A 14,293-nucleotide genomic window follows, 5' to 3' on the forward strand; every position below is an offset into this window, starting at 1 on the left:
GACAGGCTTAATAGCGTTCGATGATGGTGGCAATGCCCATGCCGCCGCCGACACACAGTGTCGCCAGGCCATAGCGCAGCTGGCGGGCTTCCAGCTCATCGAGCAAGGTGCCAAGAATTGCGCACCCGGTTGCTCCCAGCGGATGGCCCATGGCGATTGAGCCGCCATTGACGTTGACCTTGTCGGCACTGATGTCCATGTCCTTGATGAACTTGAGCACTACCGAGGCGAACGCTTCGTTGACTTCGAACAGGTCGATATCCTCGACCTTCAACCCGGCGCGGCCCAAGGCCTTGCGCGTCGCTGGCGCGGGACCGGTGAGCATGATGGTCGGGTCGGCACTGGTCACCGCCGTCGCGACAATGCGTGCCCGAGGGCGCAGACCCAGCGCCAGGCCCTTGGCCGCGGAACCGATAAGCATGGCAGCCGCACCATCAACGATCCCGGAGCTATTGCCGGGGGTATGAACATGGTTGATGCGCTCGACATGGCTGTAGACCCGAAGCGCGGTGGCGTCGAATCCCATCTGGCCGATCATTTCGAAGCTCGACTTGAGCTTGCCCAACCCCTCCAGGGTCGAGTCGGCGCGAATGAACTCATCGTGATCAAGCAGCAGCGTGCCGTTCTGGTCTCTTACCGACACCAGAGATTTGTTGAACGAACCATCGGCGCGTGCACGGGCGGCTTTTTGCTGTGAGTACAAAGCATAGGCATCGACATCGCCGCGACTGAAGCCCTCCATCGTCGCAATCAAGTCGGCACCGATCCCTTGCGGGGTGAAATGGCAGTGCATGTTGGTCTGCGGGTCCAACGCCCAGGCACCGCCGTCGCTGCCCATTGGTACACGTGACATCGACTCGACCCCGCCCACCACCACAAGGTCTTCAAAGCCGGAGCGAATTTTCATCGCGCCCAGGTTGACCGCTTCCAGGCCCGACGCGCAAAACCGGTTGAGCTGCATCCCCGCGACGCTGACGTCCCAATCGGCGACCAGTGCAGCCGTTTTGGCAATGTCCGCGCCCTGATCACCCACCGGCGTTACGCACCCCAGAACAATGTCATCGACCTGACGGGTGTCCAGTTGGTTGCGTTGCTGCAAGGCAACAAGCAATCCCGCTATCAAGTTCACCGGCTTGACACTGTACAGCGCCCCACCCGGTTTGCCTTTGCCACGGGGCGTGCGTACCGCATCGAAAATCAAAGCTTCAGTCATGAGGTCCTCGGAGCGCAGTGGAAAGTGGGTTCCTGTACCGACACCTTAAACGTCACCCGAGCTGATTCAATGACCTAAGCGCTCATTAGGCTTGACCGCCTCGCTCAGACGAACGGTAGCTGACTAACATATCTGTATCGCAAGCCTTCAAAGCGTCTAGCAAAGGCAGTACTCGGAAGCTGGCGATGAGCCTTAGTACGTGCAATTCATATCGTCTCTTAAATGATACGAAATCGATCTAAGCCATACGTGACGCGGGTCCTAAGGTTAACCCTGTAACAGACGGACGCAAAAAAAATACAGTAGCAGTCTGAGTTGCCGGGTCTGCCGGGACACCTGTTCGCGTGTATCACCTTTGCCAGCTGCCCGATTCATGTACTACGAAATCGGAGAGCTTTAGTCGCTCAGGAATAACAACAAAAGGCAGTCAGCCATGTTTAAACATTCGAAAGTTCGTCAGGCGGGGCTTATTGTGTTCGCCACTACTCTTTTATTGATTGTGCCGAACATGACCCGTCTGTTCGGTTGAGCGTATCTTTGCCATGCCAAAGCAAGGTATTCGATACGCTGTCGAGTAAAGCGCATCTGTGCCAATCTTCCAGCCTGAATTGATGGAGATGGGTTTATGCGTCAGTGGTTAGCGTTCATACCGTTGCTCTGCTGCTTTGCTGTCAGCCACGCGGGCGTCGTCCAAGCCGCTCAATTGACCGTCGAGCTACCCGACGGGGTCCATATTTGGGACACCGCACAGCTGCTTAAGCATCCGCAAGCGCAGCAGATCCAAATCGCCGAAGATGTTTCCTATAAACGCGCCATGACCTATCGCGCAGTGCCAATGGCGGCGCTGCTTGGGGGCATTACTGCAAAGGATCATCTCCAGGCCGTGGCCACGGATGGGTTTGCCGCCGAGATGCCCGCAGGGCCTTTGCTTGAGAGCACTGGCGCACGCGCGTGGCTGGCCATCGAAGACCCGGCGGCTCCGTGGCCCACGCTGGGCGAAAACCAGCAAAGCCCCGGTCCTTTTTATCTGGTATGGACCGAACCGAAAGCCGGCAACATCAGCCCCGAACAATGGCCCTTCGCGGTCAGTAAAGTACGATTATTAGCGTCCGTGGCTGAACGTTTCCCAATGATGCTGCCGGACCGGGCATTGGCTGCCAATGATCCGATCAATCAAGGGTTTGCACTGTTTCAGAAAAACTGCCTGGCCTGCCATCGCCTCAACGGTGCCGGTGACTCGCAACTGGGTCCGGACCTGAATCAGCCGCACAGCCCCATTGAGTACTTTGCGGGGGACTACCTCAAGCTCTACATCCGAAACCCGCAAAGCCTGCGTCAATGGCCACAGGCAAAAATGCCCGCGATCTCTACAGCGGTGCTGTCCGAGGGTGAGCTGGATCAACTGATTGGCTATCTCAGGCACATGGCGCAACGCAGAACGGCAGCATCCCCGCTCTAAGCGCTGACGTGCCTGCGAAGAAGCTGACGCGGTGTGTCTGGCACACCGCGCTCAGGATGGTTACTGCTGCTGCACCAACAACATCGGCGAGACGAACACTTTGGCATGCATCTGCTCGCAGCCACCGCCACGGCGCATACCCCGTACCGGGCAGGCGTCGAGGTAATCCAGACCCACTGCCAGCTTGAGGTGACGCTCAGGCCGGGACAGTTGATTGGTCACATCGAAGCTGTACCAGGCGTCATCGATCCAGGCTTCCGCCCAGGCATGACTGGCCAGATGCTCGCTGTTTTCGCTATAGAGATAACCTGATACATAACGCGCGGGCACTCCCAAGCTACGGGCACAGGCCAGGAACGCATGGGTGTGGTCCTGGCACACGCCTGAACGGCCAGCAAACGCTTCAGCAGCGCTGGTATCGACTTCTGTCGAACCAGGGCTGTAGGTCATGTGTTGGTTCAGACCGTACATCAAGTCGATCAAGGCATTGCGGTCTTTGCGCGTGTGGCACTGCTTGAGCGCAAAGGCACGTATGGCTTCATCGGCTTCAGTCAGACGGGTGAAACGCAGAAATGGCAGCGCTGACTGGCTTTCATGCTCAGCCTCACGCTTCTCGTCGATTTCAACCTGGCCACGGGCACCGATAATGATCGCTTCGTGGGGCTCATCCAGCGTCAATACATGAAGGATATTGCCGAACGGATCGATCTGCGCACGCACCGGGCGCGGCAAGGTCAGCTGCCAGCTGAGTACCTGCTGGCGCTCGCTGTCGTGAGGTGTCAGACGCAAATACTGGATGCTGGCGCGGACCTGATCTTCGTAGTGATAAGTGGTCTCGTGGCTAATTGAGAGTCTCATGCAGCCTCCAGGTATGAAGTGTGGATAGCGTTACCCAATTGGGCCACTAACGGAATGAATTCATTCAGCCATTCATGCAGGCCTTCACCCAGAATTTCATCGATGCTGGTATAGCGCAGACGTGCGTCCAATTCGGCGGCCAAGCGCTGTGCCGGACGGCCATTGGTGCCTGGCAGACTCGCGAGGATCTGATCGAGCTCCTCCAGACAGGCGCGCAACGAGCGCGGGATGTCGGCACGCAACAGCAGCAATTCGGCGACCTGACGCGCACCCGGCGCGTCCCGATACAGCTCGGTGTACGCCTCGAACGACGACAAGGCGCGCAACAAGGCGCTCCACTGGTAGTAGCCGTGCGCCGAACTGTCAGAGATCGCTTCGGTATTTTTCCCGAGCACTTCGAGCATCTCGTAACGGGCGTCGAGCATGCGCAGGGTGTTATCGGCGCGCTCGATGAACGTCCCCAGACGGATAAAACGGAACGCATCGTGACGCATGATGGTGCCATAGGTCGCCCCCCGAAACAGGTGCGAACGCTCTTTGACCCACTCACAAAAACGGCTCATGCCGTAACGACTCAAACCCTGCTCGGCGATGCCGCGTATCTCAAGCCACGTGGCGTTGATGTTTTCCCACATGTCTGCCGTGATTCGTCCGCGCACCGCATGAGCACTGGCCCGAGCGGCACCCAGGCAGCTGTAAATGCTGGCCGGGTTGGTCGCATCCAGGGCGAAAAAATGCAACAAGCGTTCGGCGTGCAACTCACCGTAGCGCTCCAGATAGTCGTCCAGCGTGCCGGTAATCAACAGCGGCATGGCCATTTCATCCAGACCATCGCCGCGCCCATCCTGGGGCATCAGTGACAACGAATAGCTGACGTCGAGCATCCGCGCGAGGTTTTCCGCTCGCTCCAGATAACGCGACATCCAATATAAATCCGAGGCAGTTCTACTTAGCATTGGCAGGCATCCTTAATCCTCAACCACCCAGGTGTCTTTGGTTCCGCCGCCCTGGGACGAGTTCACCACGAGAGAGCCTTCACGCAGGGCTACTCGGGTAAGGCCGCCTGGGACTACTCGGGTTTCACGGCCGGAAAGAACAAATGGGCGCAAGTCGATATGGCGTGGGGCGATGCCGTTCTCGACAAAAGTCGGACAGGTCGACAGGCATAAAGTGGGTTGTGCAATGTACGCGTGGGGCTTGGCTTTCAGGCGGGCACGGAACACTTCGATTTCAGCTGCCGAAGCCGCCGGGCCAACCAACATGCCGTAACCACCCGAACCTTGGGTTTCCTTGACCACCAGTTCCGGCAGATGCGCCAGCACGTGGGACAACTCTTCCGGTTTGCGGCACTGCCAGGTCGGCACATTTTGCAGAATCGGCTCTTCATCCAGATAGAAACGGATCATGTCCGTCACATAGGGATAGATCGACTTGTCGTCCGCTACGCCGGTCCCGATGGCATTGGCCAGCACCACATTGCCCGAGCGATAGGCCGAAAGCAGGCCCGGGACGCCGAGCATTGAGTCGGGGTTAAACGCCAGCGGATCGAGAAACGCATCATCCAGACGCCGGTAGATCACATCGACGGCTTTAGGCCCGTCAGTGGTGCGCATGAAGACGCGATCATCACGCACGAACAGATCGGCCCCTTCCACCAACTCGACACCCATCTCGCGCGCCAGAAAGGCGTGTTCGAAAAAGGCACTGTTAAAGCGGCCAGGAGTCAGGACTACAACGCTCGGATTGTCGATGGGGCTGGAGCTTTTCAAGGTATCGAGGAGCATGTTCGGATAATGATCGATGGGCGCGATGCGCTGAGCGGCGAACAGCTCCGGGAACAGGCGCATCATCATCTTGCGATCTTCGAGCATGTAACTGACGCCGCTGGGTGTGCGCAGGTTGTCTTCGAGCACGTAGTAGGTGCCGTCGCCATCACGCACCAAGTCAACACCGGAAATATGCGAATAAAGGTCACGGTGCAGATTCAGGCCCTGCATCGCCAACTGATATTGCTCGTTGGCCAACACCTGTTCGGCGGGAATAATCCCGGCTTTGATAATCCGTTGATCGTGATACAGGTCGGCGAGAAACATGTTCAACGCCTTGACCCGCTGAATACAGCCGCGTTCCACAATCCGCCATTCGCTGGCAGGAATACTGCGCGGAATCGTATCGAACGGAATCAACCGCTCAGTGCCCTGGTCGTCCCCATACAGCGTGAACGTAATCCCGGCACGATGAAACAAAAGGTCGGCTTCACGTCTGCGCTGAGCCAAAAGCTCCGGCGGCGTCTCACCCAGCCAACGGGCAAACTCCCGATAATGCGGACGGACCAAGCCGCCAGCGTCATACATCTCATCATAAAAGGTGCGGATCATGCCGTACTCCTTGTCACCACGGACACCAAAGGCCTTCGCAAGGCCCGTGCCATCGGCATAAACGCTTTAATATCAAACAGTTGGATAAATCCCCTAACGCAACCGCACCATTCCTGTGCAGTAACCGCCCCAACTTATTCACCTACGCCTCATTGCGACGCGTCCTTCAATAACGCTATCTATTACCAGCATAGTCAGCGTTGATTTCACAGGTGTAATTTTGTTTCACAACCCACCCAACAATCCCTCTAACGGTTAGAACCTACAAACTAAAACCGGCTGACAAAAGGTCAGCCGGTAAGGGGATTGCAACGGGGACACCCTCGGGCGTTAATTAAAACGCTTGATTTCCTGAGTCACGCCCCACCCCTCGACCTCACCGTCCAGCGGTGTGATCACCGTTTGAAAGTCTTGCTCGAAATCATCGATCCCACCATAAGTGGCGTACATCACTTTGCTCAATTGAAGATGCCATGCCCCGTCATCACGGACGCTGACCTGCGCGTTCAAGGATTCCCCACGAAACTGCCCTGCCGCTTGCCGTGCCCGCTCCTCATCCGGGAAAACGGCATAAAACTCGATGGGATGAATACGTGCGAAATCAAAACCGCCCTCTTTCATGCGGCGCAGTACGTTACTGCTGATGTCCTCTTGATAGGCTGTGCTCATGAAACGTCCTCCTATGCAACGATAGATAGAGTTTCAACACTCCCAACGCGACCCGCCGATTGGTGGTCGCTCAGCAACAGATAGTCTGTCGCCAGGAGCCAAGCATGTAGCTGACAAGGCCAGATCTATCAGGTAGACCGGGCATCGACATGGAGGAAGCCAAAGCAAGCCAGCTTCGGCCTCATTTGCAGAGTAACCCTATCGGCCGTCCGTGCCAAATGGCAGATCAAGCAATGGCCAAAGGTATGATTCAAGGAGTTTCAGTGACCGAAATAATTTGCACACTGTGCAGTGCCTTCAGGGATTTTACCGTCGGCTCGGGTGCCCGGCCGTCAAGGTCGTTCAGATCAAGTTTATCAACCACAGGGTACAAAACCTCGCGTAGATAGTCTGCCGCTGTCTCCATATCAGGACGCTGCTCGCTGCCAAACTCTAGGCTTTGTCGGACGCCATCTTTATCAAGATAAGTAATGATCCACTGTTTCATCTATGTCTCCTCAGCGAAGCCGAAGAAAGCGGCTTACTTAATCTGGACCCTGAAAATCCAGTATTCGTTCCACTGTTTTGGCTGCCGGGCGGACAAAAAAAGAGACCGGTAAAGGTCTCTTTTTTAGTACGCCGCTCGCTTAGCGCGGCTTGCTGTCGACCACGCCCGCGGTATTCTCCATCAGGCTCTTGGTTGCGGTTTGCAGGAAGCTTTCCAGTTTCAGCCTTAGCTGTGGTAAATCAGCTTGTTGAGGCATCAGTTCGGCGTGGGGCTTGGCGCCCAGCTCATATTGGTACACGCGAGGTTCCATATCCTTGGGCTCGATCAGAATACGATCGCCAGTCACCAGGGCGACGGTCAACTCGCCCCCCGATGGTTTGATCACGCCAAAACCTTTATCGCCTTCAGGCAGGTTCAGCAAGTCACGACCCCAGCATTGGTTACGCGATTCGCCACCCAAACGCCCCATGATGGTCGGAACGATATCAATCTGGGTGCCGACAACACTGCTGCGCTGACCGAATTTCTCCTGGACGCCTGGGCCGATCATCAGCATGGGTACGTTAAAGCGACCAAGGTCCATTTCGGAGACTTGCTGATCGTTACCGAAACCGTGATCCCCGACGACGATGAACAGGGTTTCTTTGAAGTAAGGCTCTTTGCGCGCCTTCTCGAAGAATTGCCCCAACGCCCAGTCGGCATAACGCATGGCCGTCAAATGCTCATCCAGCGTGCCATGCCCGGTAACCCGCTCGACGGGCAGGTTTTCCGGCAACGCATACGGCGTATGGTTGGACAGGCTTTGCAGCAACGCATAGAAAGGCTTGCCACCTTCGCGTGCTTTCAGCTCCTGAGCGCCTCTGTCGAACATATCCTGATCGGACACACCCCACGTTGGATCGGAGAACACGGGATCGACAAAATCATTACGGCCAATGAAGTTGGTCATGCCCTGGTTGCTGAAGAAGCCTGATTGGTTGTCCCACGCAAAATCGCCGTTGTAGACATAGACATCGTCGTATTTGCGGGCACTTAGCAACTGCGGCAGGCCGGACAGTTTGTGGCTGCCTTCCGGGGTTTGCATCAGGTATTCAAAACCTGGCAGGTTTGGAAAGCAGGCCATGGTGGCGAACATGCCCTGGTGGGTATGCGTGCCATTGGAGAAGAAGCGGTCGAACAGCAGGCCTTCCTTGGACAGCTTGTCGAAGTAAGGCGTGATGTTGGCATCGCTGCCCAAAGCACCCACCGAATGACCGGCGAAACTTTCCATCAGGATCACCACCACGTTGCGGATCGGCAGTGTTTTTTCCACGGGTGGCAAGGAATCGCGGCGCACGGCAGCGGTGTCGGAATCAACCAGCTTGTCACTGGCGGTCAGCAACATGTCACGCACGGTTTGTTCCGCCAACGGTTGAGGCAGCGTGGCCTTCCAGATATTGGCGCGCTGGTCGGACGTCAGGGCTTCGGCAGCAGAGATCAACGATAAGGTGCCATTGAGGCCCAACTGGTTGGCGAAGTTCGAATCAGTGGTGTACGCATCCCCCCAACGTAATGGCGGGCCCTGACGCAGGGTGCCACGAGCGGCGACGACGGCAACCATCAGGCAGGCCACGAACACGCCGATACGCAGATACCACGGTGCGACCGAGCGGTTGCTGCTCGAACTGACATTAAGCCGCCGACGGGTTCGAGTCAGACGGTCGATGCCCTTGAAGAGCAGACTCAGTACCCAGGTAACCGCCGCCCAGGCCAGCAGATAGCGTCCCACCGGGAAGCCGTTCCAGAGCATGCTCAGCACGGTTTTCGGGTCTTCCTTGACGTACTGGAACACCAGCCCGTTCAAGCGTTGATGGAACTCGCGGTAAAAGTCCAACTCCATCAGGCCGAGGAACAGCGTGATGCTGGCGCCAATCGTCAACCAAAACCGGAACATCCCACGCCCAGTCATTGCCCGGGCGCTGAACAACGCCAGCACCAGAGGAATGAGCAGGTAAATTGTCAGGCGCAAGTCGAAACGCAGGCCATTGACCATCGCCTCGAAAAAGGTCGACGCAGGGATGCTACCAATCATTTCGCGGTTATAGACCAGCAGCGCGACTCGCAGCAGGGTATACATCACCATCAAGACCAAGCCGCTCAGCAGCGTGTAAGCCAGATGCGATTTGACGGTGGGTTGCAGCAAGCGCGACGAGGCGTGCTGATGACTCAGGGCGTCCTGTGTGGCCATGGTGTTCTAGGATCCGTTGGATTCAGGGTAAATGAAGTTCAAATGCATGTGCGCCCTACGCTGTTCGAGACGGCGAGGTTGGCGCGGCGGGCAATTTATTCATGATCGTGTGTGGAGTTTACCAATGATGCGCGCCAAATCGCCAACGACAGCGCATCTAAAAAAAGGTTCCCGTGGCTCTAAAGCAAGGGTCTTGGCCGCCACAGGGCGAAATAACCGCGCATGATTTTCTGGAATGGGCTGTGAAAATTTCGTCTCGCGCAGCGACTTAAATGTAAGGTTGTGTGTCGGGGAGTTTGCATACGACGGTCTAAATCGCTATTCCACGTAACAAAAAGCCGCCAATGATGGCGACTTTCCACATCAAAAATCAGTCGTTACTTGGCTTGTTGACTGCCTGCAAAACATACTGCGGCAACGCAAAGGCACCGATATGGATTTCAGGATTGTAATAGCGCGTCACGATACCGCTGCCGGCGAAACGCTGACGTAACGTGTCCAAAGGCAGTTTGCGGTAGTCAGTATTGGTTGCGCCCCACGCGAAGGTCATGGCGCCACCGATGTAAGTCGGGATCGCGGCCTGGTAAAAGTGCCAGTCCGGGAACAGGCTGCGCAGGCGACCGGCAGTGGTCTGCACTTCGGCCAACTGCATGAAAGGTGTGCCGTTCTGGGTGACCAGAATACCGCCTTCGTTCAGGCAGCGGCGGCAGGCCTCATAGAAGTTTTCGGAGAACAACACTTCGCCCGGGCCAATCGGATCGGTGGAGTCGGAAATGATGATGTCGAATTTTTCTTCGGTGGTCGCCACGAAGCGCATGCCGTCATCGATCACCAGATTCAGGCGTGAATCTTCAAAAGCGCCTTTCGAGTGGTTCGGCAAGAACTGCTTGCACATCTCGACCACGGTGCCATCGATTTCAACCATGGTGATGTGTTCGATGCTGCGATGTTTGGCAACTTCGCGCAGCATACCGCCATCGCCGCCACCGATAATCAGCACGCGCTTGGCTGCGCCGTGGGCGAGGATCGGTACGTGGGTGAGCATCTCGTGGTAGATGAATTCGTCGGCTTCAGTGGTCTGGATAACGCCGTCGAGCGCCATGACCCGGCCCATGCGCGGGTTCTCGAAGATCACCAGATGTTGATGCTCGGTGCGCACTTCGTGCAGCAGTTTTTCCATACGGAAGCGCTGGCCGTAACCTTCATACAACGTCTCTTGATAATCGCTCATGGGTAAACCCCTGGTGGATGCTGATAGCAACGGACAGTGAGCCGCTTTTAGTAAAAGCGCTGCCCCTGAGAAAGTCGGGCATTCTACGTCGCGGACGATGACAGGTCGAACCTCTATTGATCAGCCCATGCTGCCCGGACCTGAAAAACAAAAAGCGCCTGACTGCAGCAGTCAGGCGCTTGAGGGGTACGTCAGCGTCAGGTCAAACGTGTCAGAAGCGCACGTTACCGCGCGGTCCGGCAATCGCCCAGATGATCAAGCCCAAAACCGGTAGCAGCACAATCAGCAATACCCACAGGATCTTCATCCCTGTTTCGGCGCCGCTTTTCAATACATTGAGGATTGCCTAGATATCCAGGGCAAGGATGATCAGACCGACCAGACCATTAAACGTAGAACCCATGGTGTTGCTCCTAATTGAATACTTCTCTGATTAGGATAGTTGCACGCAGTGAGGGTTCCATTTCGCCAGCATCTTATTTTTCGTGCCCGCTGACCAAGGTCGTGCGCCGATCAAACATGCAAGGCAATGCGCAGGGCTTCCAGTGAAGGCGCTGCCGTGATACCCACTGCCGCCGCCAACTCGATCACCCGATCCTGATCCTGACCATAGATCAGCACCGCTTGCAGTTCATCGTCCAATGGCTGACTGAGGTTCATCAGTACGTAACCGCCCTTCTCCCGGTTCATGCTGCTCAGTTGAATCTGAATACGGTTGAGAGCGATCAATGCTTCGGTTTTGGCCAATTGCTTGGGTTTGATGTTGAAGGTCACGTCCTGACCGAAGGATTCAACGATCTGTGCAAACAGGTCCATGTAACTGTCGGCCTGAAACAACACGGTCTCCGGCAAGCTGCCAACCACGACCCATTCGCCCAACGGGATGGGGAAACTGTCGTCGTAGTTGATGTCAGGATTGGTCGCGAGAAACGCCTGGGGATCGGCGTAAGCTTGGGCGGCCTCAGCCGCGATGTGCGCGATTTCTTCCTCGCCCATGCAACCCGAACTGATTTTACTGATTAATTCTATGAGTTGGTTCTTCATGGGCTGTCCTGACAATAGGCGAATAGGGGGCGCGAAAACAAGGCGCGAAGGATAACTTGAAATCCATCAGGGCTCTATTGGTAAGGCCTTGATTAACGCTACCCCTGAGCGACCGCCCCAGCGCGATCACAAGGAAGTCGGAACGATCAGCCGTTGAGCTTGCTCAATTGCTCGGCGGTGTCCGCCGCGCCCATGGTTTGCGCAGCGGCCAATGGGGTGACGCCGTTGGCATCCTGCGCATGAGGGTTGGCGCCTTTAGAGAGCAGGTAATCGACGATTGCGGTGCGGTTGAACATGGCCGCCATCATGAGCGCAGTACGCCCGTCCGCAGAGGCGCCTTCGACGTCGGCGCCGTTTTCAACCAGCAGTTTGACCACAGGCAGGTCACCCTTGAACGCCGCACCGGCAATAGGGCTCTGACCGTTGTCGTTACGTATTTCAGGATCAGCTTTAAAGTCCAATAACACGCGGACGCTGTCCAGATGTCCATGGTAGCTGGCAAGCATCAACAACGTGTCGCCCTTGTGATTGCGCAAATTGGGGGTAAGACCTTTTTCCAGTAGACGCCCAAGCATCAATGCGTCGCCTTTGCGTGCAACATCAAATACCTGCTCGGCAAACTCCAGGGCCTCGTCATCGGTCATTAATGTGGCATCGGCAGCCGATTTGGAATGATCTGACATGGTGTACTCCTTGAACGGCGCAGGCAGTTGGAATCAGCGTATGTCCGCCAGTTTCCAGAGCTGCCCGCCCAGGGTCAAGGTATGTGGTCCATAGCCAAATTCAATAGCGAAACTTGCCAGCATGGATATCCCGCAGCACATCGGGCGTTACCGGCACATAGGTGTCTGAACCCGGTAGCCAGGCGTAAACCGGATCACCCCCGGTTTTGCCGGGGTCAAAGGCCTCGTTCTTCAGTCGGGTCTTCTGGTACTTGAACGTACCCGTGGTTTCCATCTTGACCTTCACGCGCAGGAACACTGGCACTGCGTAGGACGGCATCTGACTTTTCGCGAACTGCAGCAACTCCTGGAAGTCCAGGGTCGCCAGCGACTCTGCCGGGGTAATCGCCGCCATCCCGGCACGACCGTTGGTGTTCATGATCTCGACACCGTACGCCACGACTTCAGAGATTTTAGGGTATTGAAGCATGATGTTCTCGACCTCGGTGGTCGATACGTTTTCGCCCTTCCAGCGATAGGTATCGCCCAACCGGTCGACAAATTGCACATGGCCAAAACCGATATCGCGCAGCAGATCCCCTGTGTCGAAGTACCGATCACCCTTTTCAAACACATCGCAAAGGATCACTTTCTGGTTTTTCTCAGGCTCGGTGTAGCCATCCAGCGGTGCTTTCTCATCGATCTTCGCCAGCAGCAATCCCTGTCCTCCCTTCCCGATCCTCTGCATGAAGCCATCAGCGTTACGGATCGGCGAGCCACTTTCATGGGCGTATTCCACCAACGTCCAGGCCTGAAGGGAAAAGCCAACGGTATTGTCGAAGTTGAGGACATTGGTGAAGCCGATATTGCCGTCGCTGGCAGCGTACAGTTCGCAGACATGGTCGACAGCGAAGCGTTTTTTGAACGCGGCCCAGACCCCGGGACGCAGACCATTGCCGATCATCTTGCGCACCGGATTGTCCGCGTCGTTATGCTGCTCCGGGTGATCCATCAGATAGCGGCACAGTTCGCCGACATAACCAATCGTGGTCGCCTTGAACGTGCGCGTATCACTCCAGAATTGACTGGCACTGAACTTGCGTCGGATCGCAAAGCCCGAAGCACCGCATATCGCAGAGCCCCAGCACACGTTCAGCCCTGTACCGTGATACAGCGGCAGCGTGCAATAAACAATATCGTCAGGCCGCATGTCGAGCGCGATCATGCCGAAACCACCATGGGTTTTCATCCAGCGACCGTGCTTGAAAATACCCGCCTTGGGCAAACCAGTGGTGCCCGACGTGTAGATATAAAAGCACGCATCATTGAAGTAGATGCGCTGGGTGGTTATTGGGTTTGCCGGGGATTCTTCAGCGCTGACCCGCGCCAGATTGATGTAACCCTCCGGGGCCTGCCCTGCATCCCTGCTGGTGTCCTGATCGGCTACGAAGAAGGTTTTGCCTGCGTCGATGGCGACCTCGGTGCGCACGGCATTGTAAACCGCCACCAATTCCTCGCCGACGATAATCGCCAGCGGCTTCACCAGATTCAGGCTGTGTACCAACACACCCTGAGTTTGCGAGGTGTTGAGCATTGCGCACACGCCGCCGATTTTTGCCACGGCCAGCACATGCACCAATAGCTCAGGACGATTCTCGATGAAAATCCCGACCACATCCCCCTTGCGGAGGCCTTGACCGATCAGGTGATGGGCGATGCGATTGGCCCACTGATTGACCTGCTCGTAAGTGAATACGCAGTCTTTATAAAGGAGTGCCGGGCCCTGCGGGTTGCGCAACACCGCGTTTTCAAAAGTCCAGCCCAAGCCGCACGGCTGATCGGCCTTGGTGACATTGGACATTTTCATGCCCTTGATCACCCGTGGCAGCGCCCTGGCGATAGAAGGAAGCTTACGGGCCATCATGGCCCACGTGATCATGTCGCTATGACTCATGGTTGCCCCTTCGTAGCCGCGTGATTCTATTTTTTGTTTTGGGCGCGAGCGGTGCGGTGACGTCCCTGCCGCAACCACAAAGAAAGTACGTCAGCCGTTCAAAGGGTGTAC

Annotated in this window: 12 protein-coding genes and 1 pseudogene; 1 reads left to right on the top strand and 12 read right to left on the bottom strand. The window is 56.3% G+C overall.

What is annotated here, in order from left to right:
• Positions 1–7 precede the first annotated feature (7 nt).
• Positions 8–1,213 carry an acetyl-CoA C-acetyltransferase gene (locus tag RHM55_RS04680; protein ID WP_322179769.1) on the bottom strand — a complete coding sequence of 402 codons (1,206 nt, stop codon included), beginning with the start codon at positions 1,211–1,213 and terminating at the stop codon, positions 8–10.
• Between the two features lie 625 nt (positions 1,214–1,838).
• Between RHM55_RS04680 and RHM55_RS04685 the strand changes: the two genes are divergently transcribed.
• The gene (locus RHM55_RS04685; RefSeq protein WP_322179771.1) at positions 1,839–2,672 is read left to right on the top strand and encodes a cytochrome c; all 834 of its coding nucleotides are present in this window, start codon (positions 1,839–1,841) and stop codon (positions 2,670–2,672) included.
• 60 nt (positions 2,673–2,732) lie between these two features.
• Here the strand turns inward: RHM55_RS04685 and RHM55_RS04690 are convergent, their stop codons facing one another.
• From RHM55_RS04690 to RHM55_RS04740, 11 genes and pseudogenes are all read right to left on the bottom strand, one after another.
• Entirely contained in the window at positions 2,733–3,530 is a 798-nt protein-coding gene (locus RHM55_RS04690; protein WP_322179773.1) for a transglutaminase family protein, read from the bottom strand.
• Positions 3,527–4,486, bottom strand: a complete 960-nt coding sequence (locus RHM55_RS04695; RefSeq protein WP_322179775.1) for an alpha-E domain-containing protein — start codon at positions 4,484–4,486, stop codon at positions 3,527–3,529. Before RHM55_RS04695 ends, RHM55_RS04690 begins: the two co-directional genes overlap by 4 nt.
• Before the next feature lie 12 nt (positions 4,487–4,498).
• A complete protein-coding gene (locus tag RHM55_RS04700) occupies positions 4,499–5,908 on the bottom strand; it encodes a circularly permuted type 2 ATP-grasp protein (protein ID WP_322179777.1) in 1,410 nt (469 codons plus the stop codon).
• 330 nt (positions 5,909–6,238) lie between these two features.
• Entirely contained in the window at positions 6,239–6,577 is a 339-nt protein-coding gene (locus RHM55_RS04705; protein WP_219060602.1) for a ribonuclease E inhibitor RraB, read from the bottom strand.
• A 250-nt stretch (positions 6,578–6,827) separates the two neighbouring features.
• Entirely contained in the window at positions 6,828–7,064 is a 237-nt protein-coding gene (locus tag RHM55_RS04710) for a hypothetical protein (protein WP_322179779.1), read from the bottom strand.
• A gap of 139 nt (positions 7,065–7,203) precedes the next feature.
• Complete coding sequence (locus RHM55_RS04715) at positions 7,204–9,291, bottom strand: LTA synthase family protein (protein WP_322179781.1); 2,088 nt, start codon at positions 9,289–9,291, stop codon at positions 7,204–7,206.
• 370 nt (positions 9,292–9,661) lie between these two features.
• Complete coding sequence (gene speE / locus RHM55_RS04720) at positions 9,662–10,522, bottom strand: polyamine aminopropyltransferase (protein ID WP_322179783.1); 861 nt, start codon at positions 10,520–10,522, stop codon at positions 9,662–9,664.
• Positions 10,523–10,733: 211 nt separating this feature from the next.
• A pseudogene (locus tag RHM55_RS04725) lies at positions 10,734–10,925 on the bottom strand (PLDc N-terminal domain-containing protein).
• Between the two features lie 110 nt (positions 10,926–11,035).
• On the bottom strand, positions 11,036–11,566 hold the full coding sequence (locus tag RHM55_RS04730; protein WP_322179785.1) for a hypothetical protein: 531 nt from the start codon (positions 11,564–11,566) through the stop codon (positions 11,036–11,038).
• Between the two features lie 146 nt (positions 11,567–11,712).
• Positions 11,713–12,249, bottom strand: a complete 537-nt coding sequence (locus RHM55_RS04735; protein WP_322179787.1) for an ankyrin repeat domain-containing protein — start codon at positions 12,247–12,249, stop codon at positions 11,713–11,715.
• Between the two features lie 100 nt (positions 12,250–12,349).
• The gene (locus RHM55_RS04740) at positions 12,350–14,182 is read right to left on the bottom strand and encodes a long-chain-acyl-CoA synthetase (RefSeq protein WP_322179789.1); all 1,833 of its coding nucleotides are present in this window, start codon (positions 14,180–14,182) and stop codon (positions 12,350–12,352) included.
• Positions 14,183–14,293: the final 111 nt, after the last annotated feature.

Source organism: Pseudomonas sp. MH9.2, assembly GCF_034353875.1.
Taxonomy (GTDB): Bacteria; Pseudomonadota; Gammaproteobacteria; order Pseudomonadales; family Pseudomonadaceae; genus Aquipseudomonas.

What these genes read in the sequence shown, in the direction of transcription:
- RHM55_RS04730 (WP_322179785.1), bottom strand. Translation starts at nt 11,566, where the DNA reads ATGAAGAACCAACTCATAGAATTAATCAGTAAAATCAGTTCGGGTTGC.
- speE (WP_322179783.1), bottom strand. Translation starts at nt 10,522, where the DNA reads ATGAGCGATTATCAAGAGACGTTGTATGAAGGTTACGGCCAGCGCTTC.
- RHM55_RS04685 (WP_322179771.1), top strand. Translation starts at nt 1,839, where the DNA reads ATGCGTCAGTGGTTAGCGTTCATACCGTTGCTCTGCTGCTTTGCTGTC.
- RHM55_RS04695 (WP_322179775.1), bottom strand. Translation starts at nt 4,486, where the DNA reads ATGCTAAGTAGAACTGCCTCGGATTTATATTGGATGTCGCGTTATCTG.
- RHM55_RS04690 (WP_322179773.1), bottom strand. Translation starts at nt 3,530, where the DNA reads ATGAGACTCTCAATTAGCCACGAGACCACTTATCACTACGAAGATCAG.
- RHM55_RS04705 (WP_219060602.1), bottom strand. Translation starts at nt 6,577, where the DNA reads ATGAGCACAGCCTATCAAGAGGACATCAGCAGTAACGTACTGCGCCGC.
- RHM55_RS04715 (WP_322179781.1), bottom strand. Translation starts at nt 9,291, where the DNA reads ATGGCCACACAGGACGCCCTGAGTCATCAGCACGCCTCGTCGCGCTTG.
- RHM55_RS04680 (WP_322179769.1), bottom strand. Translation starts at nt 1,213, where the DNA reads ATGACTGAAGCTTTGATTTTCGATGCGGTACGCACGCCCCGTGGCAAA.
- RHM55_RS04700 (WP_322179777.1), bottom strand. Translation starts at nt 5,908, where the DNA reads ATGATCCGCACCTTTTATGATGAGATGTATGACGCTGGCGGCTTGGTC.
- RHM55_RS04710 (WP_322179779.1), bottom strand. Translation starts at nt 7,064, where the DNA reads ATGAAACAGTGGATCATTACTTATCTTGATAAAGATGGCGTCCGACAA.
- RHM55_RS04735 (WP_322179787.1), bottom strand. Translation starts at nt 12,249, where the DNA reads ATGTCAGATCATTCCAAATCGGCTGCCGATGCCACATTAATGACCGAT.
- RHM55_RS04740 (WP_322179789.1), bottom strand. Translation starts at nt 14,182, where the DNA reads ATGAGTCATAGCGACATGATCACGTGGGCCATGATGGCCCGTAAGCTT.